This window comes from Vibrio sp. SCSIO 43135, assembly GCF_023716665.1.
Lineage (GTDB): Bacteria > Pseudomonadota > Gammaproteobacteria > Enterobacterales > Vibrionaceae > Vibrio > Vibrio paucivorans.
Genome location: NZ_CP071859.1, coordinates 2226778 through 2238822 on the forward strand (window position 1 = coordinate 2226778; position 12045 = coordinate 2238822).

At 46.8% G+C, this 12045-nt stretch carries 14 protein-coding genes; 1 reads left to right on the forward strand and 13 read right to left on the reverse strand.

Going from position 1 to position 12045, the window contains the following annotated elements; translation table 11 throughout:
* Nucleotides 1–10 precede the first annotated feature (10 nt).
* Entirely contained in the window at nt 11–943 is a 933-nt protein-coding gene (gene prmB, locus J4N42_RS09845) for a 50S ribosomal protein L3 N(5)-glutamine methyltransferase (RefSeq protein ID WP_252027701.1), read from the reverse strand.
* 61 nt (nt 944–1004) lie between these two features.
* Between prmB and smrB the strand changes: the two genes are divergently transcribed.
* On the forward strand, nt 1005–1535 hold the full coding sequence (gene smrB / locus J4N42_RS09850; RefSeq protein ID WP_252027702.1) for an endonuclease SmrB: 531 nt from the start codon (nt 1005–1007) through the stop codon (nt 1533–1535).
* A 20-nt stretch (nt 1536–1555) separates the two neighbouring features.
* Here the strand turns inward: smrB and flhB are convergent, their stop codons facing one another.
* The 12 genes from flhB to fliH all read right to left on the reverse strand — a co-directional run bounded on the left by flhB (nt 1556) and on the right by fliH (nt 12018).
* Nucleotides 1556–2686, reverse strand: a complete 1131-nt coding sequence (gene flhB, locus J4N42_RS09855) for a flagellar biosynthesis protein FlhB (RefSeq protein ID WP_252027703.1) — start codon at nt 2684–2686, stop codon at nt 1556–1558.
* A 51-nt stretch (nt 2687–2737) separates the two neighbouring features.
* A complete protein-coding gene (fliR, locus tag J4N42_RS09860; protein ID WP_252027704.1) occupies nt 2738–3520 on the reverse strand; it encodes a flagellar biosynthetic protein FliR in 783 nt (260 codons plus the stop codon).
* A 9-nt stretch (nt 3521–3529) separates the two neighbouring features.
* Nucleotides 3530–3799, reverse strand: coding sequence for a flagellar biosynthesis protein FliQ (fliQ, locus tag J4N42_RS09865; protein WP_252027705.1), 270 nt, complete (start codon nt 3797–3799; stop codon nt 3530–3532).
* 12 nt (nt 3800–3811) lie between these two features.
* Nucleotides 3812–4699, reverse strand: coding sequence for a flagellar type III secretion system pore protein FliP (fliP, locus tag J4N42_RS09870; protein WP_252027706.1), 888 nt, complete (start codon nt 4697–4699; stop codon nt 3812–3814).
* Complete coding sequence (gene fliO, locus J4N42_RS09875; RefSeq protein ID WP_252027707.1) at nt 4696–5091, reverse strand: flagellar biosynthetic protein FliO; 396 nt, start codon at nt 5089–5091, stop codon at nt 4696–4698. The genes fliP and fliO overlap by 4 nt, the downstream gene beginning before the upstream one ends.
* 35 nt (nt 5092–5126) lie before the next feature.
* Nucleotides 5127–5537 carry a flagellar motor switch protein FliN gene (gene fliN / locus J4N42_RS09880; protein WP_252027708.1) on the reverse strand — a complete coding sequence of 137 codons (411 nt, stop codon included), beginning with the start codon at nt 5535–5537 and terminating at the stop codon, nt 5127–5129.
* A gap of 14 nt (nt 5538–5551) precedes the next feature.
* Nucleotides 5552–6607, reverse strand: a complete 1056-nt coding sequence (fliM, locus tag J4N42_RS09885; RefSeq protein WP_252027709.1) for a flagellar motor switch protein FliM — start codon at nt 6605–6607, stop codon at nt 5552–5554.
* A 7-nt stretch (nt 6608–6614) separates the two neighbouring features.
* Complete coding sequence (fliL, locus tag J4N42_RS09890; protein ID WP_252027710.1) at nt 6615–7112, reverse strand: flagellar basal body-associated protein FliL; 498 nt, start codon at nt 7110–7112, stop codon at nt 6615–6617.
* A 32-nt stretch (nt 7113–7144) separates the two neighbouring features.
* A complete protein-coding gene (locus J4N42_RS09895; RefSeq protein WP_252027711.1) occupies nt 7145–9229 on the reverse strand; it encodes a flagellar hook-length control protein FliK in 2085 nt (694 codons plus the stop codon).
* Between the two features lie 157 nt (nt 9230–9386).
* Nucleotides 9387–9839, reverse strand: coding sequence for a flagellar export protein FliJ (gene fliJ / locus J4N42_RS09900; RefSeq protein ID WP_252027712.1), 453 nt, complete (start codon nt 9837–9839; stop codon nt 9387–9389).
* Nucleotides 9840–9898: 59 nt separating this feature from the next.
* Nucleotides 9899–11218: a flagellar protein export ATPase FliI gene (gene fliI, locus J4N42_RS09905; protein WP_252027713.1), complete on the reverse strand. Its 1320-nt coding sequence runs from the start codon at nt 11216–11218 to the stop codon at nt 9899–9901.
* Complete coding sequence (fliH, locus tag J4N42_RS09910; RefSeq protein WP_252027714.1) at nt 11218–12018, reverse strand: flagellar assembly protein FliH; 801 nt, start codon at nt 12016–12018, stop codon at nt 11218–11220. The genes fliI and fliH overlap by 1 nt, the downstream gene beginning before the upstream one ends.
* Nucleotides 12019–12045: the final 27 nt, after the last annotated feature.

The window sequence follows — 12045 nt, forward strand, 5'->3', positions numbered from 1 at the left end:
CTATGAATAATCAATCTTTGTAGAGTGCAAACTCTTCTGCATGCTCAACAATCTGGTCACGAGTTAGCATAAACACGCCATGGCCACCGTTTTCGAATTCAATCCAAGTGAATGGAATCTGCGGGTATTGCTCCATCATATGTACCATTGAGTTACCTACTTCACAGATAAGAATACCTTGTTCAGTCAAATAATCAGGGGCATTAGCCAGAATACGACGTACCAGTTTCAGGCCATCAGTACCCGCAGCAAGACCTAGCTCTGGCTCATGAGTAAACTCATCAGGCAAGCTGTTCATATCTTCCTCATCCACGTATGGCGGGTTAGACACGATTAGGTTGTACTTCTCTTTTGGCAGATCGCGGAACAAATCGGAACGAATCGGGAACACTTGCTGCTCCATACCATGATCTTGAACGTTTTGTTCTGCAACCTGAAGCGCGTCGGTCGAAATATCGATAGCATCCACTTCGGCTTCAGGAAATGCATGCGCACAAGCGATCGCAATACAACCACTGCCAGTACATAAATCCATGATGCGCACTGGCTCTTCTACCAGCCAAGGTTGGAACTGAGCTTCAATCAGTTCACCAATTGGCGAACGTGGCACAAGCACTCGCTCATCAACGAAGAACTCAAGTCCACAGAACCACGCCTTGTTAGTTAGGTAAGACGTTGGCGTACGCTCATTAATACGTTTTACCACTCGCTCAACAATACGCAGACGCTCGCTGCTGGTTAATCGGGAGTTCAATACGTGTGGAGGCACATCAATAGGCAGATATAGAGTTGGCAAGATTAATTGCACTGCTTCATCCCACGCGTTGTCCGTACCATGACCATAAAAAAGGTTTGCGGCATTAAAGCGGCTTACCGTCCAACGAATCATGTCTTGAAGGGTATGAAGCTCAGATACCGCTTCTTCTACAAAAATCTTATCCAAAATTGCCTCCGAAAAGCGCTACAATACTGCTAATTGAGTTTTACTATAAATTTTGAACCCTATGAGCAAAAAAGACACCGATCACGATGATGATTTCGCCTTATTTAAGGATGCAGTAGAGGGCGTTAAAAAGTTGCGACAGGATACCATAATCCACCAACCAAAAAAAAACCCTAAGCAAAAAGAAATCAAGCGCAGTGCCCGTGAAGCCAGCGATACAGAGTTTTATTTCTCCGATGAGTTTGTCCCGATCCTAAGCGAAGACGGCCCAACGCGTTACGCTCGTGATGATGTATCCACCTACGAGGTAAAACGCCTGCGTCGCGGGGTATATGTTCCAGATGTGTTTTTAGATATGCATGGTATGACACAGCAAGAAGCTAAACGTGAGTTAGGGGCGATGATTGCATACTGCATCAAGAATGATGTTCACTGTGCATGTGTGCAACACGGAATCGGTAAACATATCCTCAAGCAAAAAACGCCACTTTGGCTTGCACAACACCCCGATGTGATGGCATTCCACCAAGCCCCTCTAGAATTTGGCGGCGACGGAGCATTGTTAGTTCTACTATCCATTCCTGAAAAGTAAAAAAGCCGCATATGCGGCTTTTAATGTCTAAGCTCTGGTGGAATTGGTACGTCTTCAGCTTGAAACTTAGGCCTTTCGCCACCGCGCTTACGGTATTGCTTAAGCTGGAACACATACGCTAACACTTGAGCTACCGCGGTAAATAGCCCATCTGGGATTTCCTGTTCCAGCTCTGTTGTATGGTATAACGCCCTTGCCAATGGCGGAGCCGGCACCACATAAATATCATGCTCTCTCGCCACTTCACGTATTTTCATCGCCATATGGTCAATACCTTTTGCGACAACAACAGGGGCTTTATCGGTGTTTTGTTTATACCTTAGTGCAACTGAAAAGTGCTCTGGGTTAGTAATAATAACATCGGCTTGCGGTACTTCTGCCATCATACGACGCTGTGCGGCTTCCCTTTGGAGCATACGAATTCGGCCTTTCACTTCAGGCTTACCTTCAGTGTCCTTATATTCGTCTTTAACTTCCTGCTTGGTCATTTTTAACTGGTTGGCGTGTTGCCAAATCTGGAAAGGAATATCAATCGCGACAACCACAAGTAATGAGCAGCTGATCAACAAGACGAAATTCAGCAGGATGTCCAATGCATGGAAGATATTCTGCGGATAAACATCCATGCTTAACTGAAACAAGTCTTCTTTGGATGCATTGATTAGGTAGAAAGCAACGCCAGACACTAGAGAGACTTTTAGAATCGACTTGACCAACTCTACCCAGCTCTGCATGCCGACCATACGTTTTACGCCGCTCAATGGATTCATTTTGGACCACTTAGGCATTGCGGCCTCAACTGAAAAGCTGATACCTCCAACACCCGCGGAACCAATCAAGGCAGCGATAAAGAGCATGATCAAAACCAGAATCAAAGGCCCAAGTAGGCTACCAATCGCACCAAGTGCAATATCGCCTAATTTGGCAAAGTCGAACACCTCTTCTCGACTCAAGTCGAATAAACGACTCATCGATAAAAACAGTTCTTTGCCGAGCGCTTCGCCGAACCACATCAACGCAATCGCGCCAACCACTAATACCGATACGGACGCGAGTTCTTTAGACCTTGCAACCTGCCCTTTCTCTCGAGCCTGTTGCAAGCGCCTGGGCGTGGCGTCTTCTGTGCGTTCTTGGCCGTCTGATTCTGCCAATTCAGCCTCCTAACACATTATTTAGCGTGTAACGTAACTTCGTTTTGCATGCTAACAATTCAATCGGATCATGCGACATAACTGCTGCTCGCCTTGTTCCCATAGTAGTTCATAGTGGCTATACAAGCCGCCTAAAATATACCAACAAATCAATAGGCCGACCAAAAGTGCGAACGCAAAACCCAGCGAGAAAATGTTTAGCTGCGGAGCGGCACGTGTCATTACGCCAAATGACATATTGATGGTGAGTAGCGCGATGATCCCTGATAAAGACATGCTCAGTGCAAACTTGAACATGATACCGAGCCACAATGCAATTTCGCGAAAGTCGACCGCAGTCAAGGAACCAGACCCAATCGGCAGCGAGTGAAAACTCATCACCACTAATTGAATCATTTTAAGATGGCCGTCAGTCGCGAGGAAAAACATTGTCGCAAGAAACATAAATAGCTGACCAAGTAGCGGCGTGTTTTGCCCGTTCGCGGGGTCAACCATTGAGGCGAAACCTAAGCTAGCCTGCATACCTAAGATCTGACCGAGAATAACAAACGTCTGGATCATAAACTGGGTGATTGTGCCCATCGCGACGCCAATCACGATTTGCTCGAGCAATACCATAAAGCCTTCAAAAGACACCAGTTCAATTGTATTAGGAACAGCTGGAACAGCCGGGCTCACCGCAAAAGTGATGGCTAACCCAAGGTATAGGCGTACTCGTGTTGGAACAAAACGCGCACCAGTGACCGTCATAACCATTAACATGGCCGCAATACGCGTATAGGGCCAAAAGTAGTTCGCAATCCAATCTAAAACGACACTGGTTGGATATTCCATAAGAGGCCTTTAGTACAAGACCTGTGGGAGACGCTCGATAATGCCGAAGAAGAATTCCATAAGCATTTGCGTCATCCAGTGAGCAAACAACATAAGTGCAAGCAACGTCACTACAAGACGAGGCAAGAAACTCAATGTTTGTTCGTTGATAGACGTGGCCGCCTGAAAGATGGCCACGACTAAACCAACCAATAAGCTTGGAATGATGATGGCACACACCATAATGAGTACCATCCAAAGCGCATCTCTAAAAAGTTCGACGAATAACTCAGGAGTCATAGTATCCTCCCGCTACAAGGCGAAGCTGCCGGCGAGCGTCGACAAGATCAAGTTCCAACCATCGACCAGCACAAACAACATCAGTTTAAACGGCAACGATACGATCATCGGTGATAGCATCATCATACCCATTGCCATCAGAACCGATGCCACTACCAGGTCAATGATCAAAAAAGGTAAGAACAGCATAAAACCAATTTGGAACGCCGTTTTCAGCTCTGAGGTGATAAATGCAGGTATCAAAACCGCCATCGACACATCTTCTGGGTTAGTCACCTCTGCACCAGCAATATTGACGAAAGTTTCTAAATCTTTCACACGAGTCTGCTTCAGCATAAATGCTTTCATCGGCTCTTGGGCAGTATCAAACGCTTCACGAGCAGTAATTTGTTCATTGAGATAAGGCTGAACCGCCTGATCGTTTATCTTGCTCAATACCGGAGACATGATGAAAAAGGTGAGGAAAATTGCGATACCGATAATCACCTGATTCGATGGTGTCTGCTGCAAACCCATCGCCTGACGTAATATCGACATCACGACCACGATTCGTGTAAATGAGGTCATCAAAATAACCATGGCAGGCAAAAAGCCCAACATGGTCATCAGCGCTAGAATTTGTAAGTTAATCGAATAGTCTTCACTACCATCAGGGTTACTGGTCATAGTAAAGGCAGGAATCCCACCGCCACTCGAGCTTCCCGAAGCAGCCGTACGAGCAGCACCCTGCTCTTTCTCCATTGCCGTAACTGTGACACTCGATGCACCTGCAGCATTTTGAGGGATAGGTGTTTCTAACTCTTCTTGCGCATAAGTCAACGATGAAAAAGAAAAGAAGATTAAAGTAACCGCTAGGCTAAGTACGCCACTTAGTTTTTTGAATATGAACAGATAATTCATCCTTTTTCACTCGCTCCATTCTTTTTCAATAGTTGAGCTAGCTGGTTCGAAAACGGGACAGTTTCCGCATCTTCCTGAGAAATGGGATTATCGAGCTTAGAAATGAGCTGAATAGATTGAGCGGTCACACCAACTAAAAACTGTTCCTCTCCTGCCTGAACAATCATGATCCGCTCTTTGGTACCAACCGGCAATTGGCGTACGACACTAAGGCCCTTTTGATTCATCAAAGTAGGCACTCGCATTCGCTTTAACAGCCAAGCTAAAAATAGAATGAAGGCTATAACGAACAAAAGCGACCCAAGGGTGGTCGCTAAATCAAGTTGGCTCGCAGGATTTGCAGCCAACGCACTAGACGGCATAAGAACAAGCCATAAAACGCTTCGTTGCATATATTACCCGTGGCTTCCAGCCAGTTAAGGGATAACTATCTAAGTTTCTTAATACGCTCGGTCTGGCTGATAACATCAGTCAGACGAATACCAAACTTATCGTTGACCACAACAACTTCACCGTGTGCAATCAAAGTACCATTCACCAAGACGTCAAGAGACTCACCAGCCACACGCTCTAGCTCAACCACCGAACCTTGGTTCAATTGCAGCAAGTTACGGATACTGATTTGAGAACGCCCAACTTCCATTGAAATAGTCACTGGGATATCTAGGATCGTATCAAGTTTACGTCGCTCATCTTCTGAAATTGGAGATGAAGTATCTTTTAGTTCATCTAACGGCGCGGCAAGAATATCGTCTACATCCACTTCCGGAGCAGCAGGGTCTTCACCTAAGGCAGCAGCCCATTCGTCCGCTAGTTTTTGGTCGTCACTTGGTTCCATTTTTCATTACCTACTTAATATTCTTCTTCATCATCGCCAGTCTCTTCTTCGAATTCAGACATGATGTCTTTTCCGAAGAATGCGAGGTCCGTTTTAACGACATCTGGGCGTTTAATTTTCTCGGATACTTGCACCGCCATGTTCTCGCCTGCTCGTCCCATCTTCACACGGAATGTCGGCAATTCTTCAACAAACATGGTGGCATGTTCAGGCATAGTGATTGGGATAATATCGCCAGCTTGAAGCTCCATTAGGTCGCGCAGCGAAATGTCTTGCTCGAGCAGATTAACTCGGAAATTCACCGGCACGTCCATAATTTCTTCACGCAGCGCAGAACTCCAACGGATATCGGTTTCCATCTTGTCCGATTGGACACCTGCATCGAGCAGTTCACGAATCGGCTCAACCATGGAGTACGGCATAACGACATGGAAATCCCCGCCGCCACCATCGACTTCAATGTGGAAAGAGCTGACTACAATCACTTCCGTCGGGCTGACGATATTCGCCATACTTGGGTTCACTTCAGAATCAAGATATTCGAACTCGACACCCATCACCGGCGACCAAGCCTCTTTGTAATCTTCAAACACTATTTTTAATAGTAGTTGAACAATTCGTCTTTCCGTTGGAGTGAACTCGCGACCTTCAATACGGGCATGGAATCGACCATCACCGCCAAAGAAATTTTCGACCAGAATAAAGACCAAACGCGCTTCCATAGTCACCAAGGCCGTACCTTTTAACGGCCTAAAGCGCACCATGTTCAAACTGGTTGGAACATAAAGGGTGTTCTGATATTCGCCAAACTTCATCATTTGAACGCCGTTTATCGACACTTCAGCAGTTTTGCGAAGCATGTTAAACAGGCTGATGCGTAAATGTCGTGCAAAACGCTCGTTGATTAGCTCGAGCGTTGGCATTCGACCACGAACTATTCGGTCTTGTGAGGAGAAGTCAAAATTGACGGCGGCGCCACTTTCGTCTTCTATTTCCTCTTCGACCTCTTCGACATCATCTACCCCGTGGAGTAGCGCATCAATTTCGTCTTGGCTTAATAAATCGGTCACTCTGCACCTACTGAATTACAAAATCGGTAAACAAGACACGTTCAATAACGGGCTGTCCTACCGCTCGAGTTAGGCTGGCTTTAATATCTTCCGTTGCCTTATCTCTCAGCTCTACTCGTCCATTGGCACTGCGAAGTTGGTCAACGGTGGCAGAGGCAAAAGTGCCCAATAATGAACTTTCAATCAACGGCGAATGATAACGAGCTAAGTTTTCGTTCTCACTACCTCTTACCATTAACTGCACTTTGATCTGTACAAGCCTGTCTCGCTTATCGCCTGTTACGTTAAACAAGAAAGGCTGAGGAATGTTGACATAAGCAACTGGGTCGGCCGGCGTCACTGTTTGGGTATTCACCGTTTCTGCTGCAGGAGCAGGTTCATCGGAACCCATCAAAAAGAAAGCCGCACCACCGCCACCTGCTATCAATACAACGACTGCAATAATGATGATAAGCAGTTTACTTTTCCCTTTGGGCGCATCTTGTTCTAGATCTTCGTCAGCCATAACTTTCTCTAAACATGTAGTTTTTATATAGTTTATGCGTAATAACTAATTCCATCACGCTTTGTTGCGACATTCAAATCAAGATTGACGTCTGTATCAAGGTTTTCTTCCATTCCAGCGGCTTCATTGCCGCTTCCTTGAGCATTATTGCCATTTTGTGCGCTATAACGCCCCTGTTGCTGGCCCGCACTTTGCTGCTGAACAGAAGTGTCATTTAACTGTACACCTTGCTGTGCCAACATCTCTCTTAACCTTGGCATAGACTGTTCAATAACATCTCGCGCCTGTTGGTTAGCAACGGTGAAATGTACGGCTGTACCATCGCCATTCATATTCATTCTAATTTGCATACGTCCCAGTTCTGGCGGATCGAGACGAATGTCGATGTTTTTCAAGTTTTTCGACATCATCATTTGTACACGTTCCGCAACCTGGTCTCCTGCCGTCTCTTTAGTCAGCATCATCGGTGTTTGAGCTTGCGCAGCACTTTCCACGCGAGCTTGTAGACTATTTGGACCTTGTTGCGCCCCTGCCGCACCAGCAAATTGCTGAGCGCCGGTGACGTCTTGCTTGTCTTGGCCTTTTGCTAAGCTACTCACACCCTTAGCACCTAATGCTGCTTTCAATGCCGCCTGGTTATTAAGCTGCTGCTGTGGTACTTGGGGAGCCATATTCGCTGCTACCAGCTGCTGCATCTGCGCTTGAGATAAGTCCGAAGGCATGGATGACGCCATTTGAGTCATTGCCGCCTTGTCAACATTGATAGCAGTGGCCGTTTGTTGTGCCCCCTGCTGCTGGAGAGCTTGATGGACTGATGCTGCAACTGCTGCCTGTTTCGCTTTGTTGCCTTGAGCATCTTGAGCTTGTGCTGCACTTGGGTCGGCTTGTTCGGTTGAATTCCAAGCTATTGCTCCTGCTGCAACTGCCGCCCCGGAGCCTGCGCTGCCCACACCACCACTTGTAACTCCCGACGCGCCAGCAGAACTCACCTGAGGGCTACCAGTAACTTGTACTGACTGAGCAGACTTCACATCACCCTGCGCCGCCGCACCAACCCCCAGGGCAGCAGCCGCTTTCACGCTACCTTCCTCACCCGGAGTTAATTCCTCAACCCCAGAGCTAACAATCGAAGCTTCCCCTTGGGGTGCTTTAGTCAAAGCCCCTTCTTCTGGCTTTTGGCCTACAACGGCTGCGGCCGTAGCCACTTTTATTCCCGCATTTTGATTTGCTTCAGCGTCTGCTTGAGGGTTAGCACCTTTTACCTGATGAGTCGATGGGTCTTGCTGAATAAATCGCTTTGCCGACTCTGGAATATTGTCCGACTGTTGAGCGTTGGCGGGCTGTTCTGAACTCGCAGCAAACTCATTAGGTGATTGCTGAGCGACCTTACCATCGCCGACAACGGAATCATTTGAGCCTGCTTGAGATTTTGCTGCAACAGCTGCAGCAGCCACCTTAGGATCTTTCGGCTCGCCATCACTGATAACCTTTTCACCCTCTTGTTGAGGCAAAGGTTTGCCGTCTTTTGATTGTAAAGCATTGTTCGATTCATTTATTCGACCAAGCATCTCATCGGTTTCTTGTTTCGCTTTGGTTGCTTGCGCTTTTTCTGACTCTTCAGCACTCACTTTTTGCTGGGTTTGCTTGCCTGTATCAACCGATTCTGCTTCCGACAATTTAACTGTATCGCTATCTGATTGGGTATTTTTTTCTGCACTGCTTACTTGTGACGTTTTGGTTTCCTTAGTGTCACCTAGCTCGTTGCTTTCTTTACTTTTTTCAGCACTTGAGACGCTTTTCTCTTCATCATCGGAAGCATCTGCCTGCTTCAACACCTCATCAGTGCTTTCACTGCTTTTCTTAATCTCCGCTTTAGCCTCTTCGCTACTTGAAGATTCACCGTCAGTCGATAACGATTTTTCTGTTGAAGACGACTTAGCGCTTTCTTCAACTTTTCCTTTTTCGTCAGAACCTTGCTCCCCTTCACCACTGATAAGAGAAGTAAGCTTGGATAGAAAGCCTTCTGAGTCTTTAGATTCGGAACTGGCAGTCGCCCCCTCACTTGACGGGGTTTCTGATTTGGAAGAGCCAAAAACTGAGGATAAATTTATATTCATACAGACGTTACTCTTGTAGACGTACCAAGTGCTGCATAAAACGGGGGAAACCAGCAGCAGTGAGAAAATACCTTGGACTACAATTGCAAAAAACACGCCAACCGGACATAACACGCAAACAATTTAACCGACTCGCGGTAAATTGCTCTAAGCCGAATTAAAAAGAGTCGCGATTCGCTCTATTGCGGCTAAATTGAAGCGTAGAAAACTCATCAAGTTGCTGTTGCTCCTTCCGAGCCAGTTGCTTTTGGCGTTCTGTTTGCTTTTTCTCTAGCATCCATTCATACGAACGACGCTGCTTTCTTACTTCCATCCAGTGTTGCTGGCAGTTTTCAACCTGTGACTTAAAGTGGTTCTCTGCCTGCTTTTGCTTAGCAAGCGTTTCGTCTAACTGGGTCAAGAATCGGTTCAGGTGGCTATATTCGCTTGCCGTTAAACCGGACTTACCGCGATCGATCAATTGCTGACAGTAATCGAGGCGATACTGCTCAATTTGAGAAAGTTGGTCATAATAGTTTTCGAGTTCGACGCGCGCAGTATTCAACGCAAGTACCGCTTGTTCTTCGCGCTCTTTGGATTGGTCAAGTAGGAAATCTAGTGCATTTTCCATCGCTTATGTATGAACTCTTCCGTTAACAGTAACAATGACGTTTGAACTTACCGTAAGCGTTATGCTTGCAGCACATTTTTAAGCATGCCAATACACATATCGTAAGGCACACTTTGTGTCATACCTTGTTGCAAATACTCGTCCAGCTTCGGCTTGAGAGTAAACGCACTGTCTATCGCAGGATCGGTGCCTGGTTTATACGCGCCAATAGAAACAAGGTCTTGGTTCTTACGACAAATAGAAAGCACCTGTCTAACCGCTTTAGACATTAGGACATGTTCTTCGGTTGTGATTTGCGGCATAACACGACTCACCGACTTCTCAACATCTATCGCTGGATAATGACCGGCATCGGCCATTTCACGTGATAGTACAATGTGCCCATCAAGAATCGCACGAGAAGCATCGGCAATAGGGTCTTGGAGGTCGTCACCTTCTGTAAGTACGGTAAAAAAGGCTGTAATTGAGCCTTGTTCATCCCCGCCATTACCAGCGCGTTCGACCAGAGCGGGCAGCTTAGCGAACACAGAAGGCGGATAACCTTTCGTAGCTGGTGGTTCGCCTACCGACAAAGCAATCTCACGTTGCGCCTGAGCAAAACGAGTCAATGAGTCCATAAGCAAAAGAACATCCAACCCTTGATCGCGAAAATACTCTGCAATAGTCAGAGCGGTTTGGCACCCTTTCAGCCGCATTAATGGTGACGAATCGGCTGGTGCAGCGACAACAACGGAGCGCTGACGTCCATCAACACCAAGAATTTCTTCAATGAATTCTTTTACTTCTCGGCCACGCTCACCAATCAAACCAACAACAACGACTTGAGCGGTAGTTCCTCGCGTCATCATCCCTAAAGTGACCGACTTACCCACCCCCGAACCTGCAAACAGGCCAATACGCTGCCCTTTGCCGACAGTAAGTAGGCCATTGATAGCCTTCAAGCCCACATCGAGAGGTTCAGTGATTGGTTTTCTTGCCAGAGGATTAATAGGTTCAGCATTAAAGGCGGCTCTTTGATCGGAATAAATCGGCCCTAAGCCATCCAATGGATTACCAACGCCATCGATGACTCGGCCAAGTAACTCCATCCCAACAGGTAAACCCGCTTCACTGGTTAAAGGCGTTACTTTTGCACCCGGTAATACCCCGGTGATTTGCTCACTCGGCATAAGATAGAGGTTATCACCCGAGAAGCCGACAACTTCGGCCTCCATAGAACCATTCATGGTTTCAACCGTACACAGGCTCCCGATCGGAGCGCGACAGCCTGTCGCTTCTAATGTTAAACCAACCACTCGAACAAGCTTGCCTGAAGCCACGGGGCGACAAGTCAAACCTTGGGTTTGATATTGGCTTAAGCGTTCTGCGAGGGCTAACATTACTCACCACCATTGTGGCGATTAGAACCACAAAAGCTTTGCAAAACGTTCCGAATACGCTCTTCCATTCGATAATTCACACTCGATTCACCCGCTTCTATTTGCACATCTCCACGGTTAAGCGCTGGCTCTGCAACCAGCGTCCAATTGCGAAAATCGAGTTCATTTTCACCGTAAGCAGAGCGGATAATATCGACGTCTTCAGGGTGGAGTTTCAACGTAATCGCGTGACCAGAAATTGGCAATGCTTCTACCGATTGCTTAATGGTATCGAGGATTACCTGTGGATTGGTTTGAGCTTCAACATGAACAACTTCCTTCACTAGCGTGAGCACCATGTCGACTAATTGTTTTTCAACTTGAGCATTCATCAGCTCTAACGGCTGAGCAAACTGATTGGCAAGCCCTACAAAGGTGTGAACTTGCTGCTGAATAAACTCTTGTCCCTCGGCAACACCTTGTAACTTACCTTGTTCTAGCCCTTCTTGGTGCCCTGCTTCTAGGCCCTGCTCTTTGCCTTTGTCATAGCCTTGTTTAAAGCCAGCCTCTTGGCCTTGCATTAGACCATCTTGATAAGCGCCTTGCTTGATCAGCTCAATTTCTTCTTCTGTGAGTTGAAGTGGCTCTTCTTCGGCAGGCTCATCAAAGTTAGGTACCCAGCTTGGGTCATAGTTAAGCGCAGTATCCTTCGCCTGTTTATTAACTTCAGAGCCGTAGTCAGGTAGGCCCCATTTCTTAGGCTGCTCGACTGATTCATCATTATCGAGGCGCAAAAAGCCTCGTTTCCTTTCACCTGACATGCTCGGTTTCACCTGACTGTGTAGTCT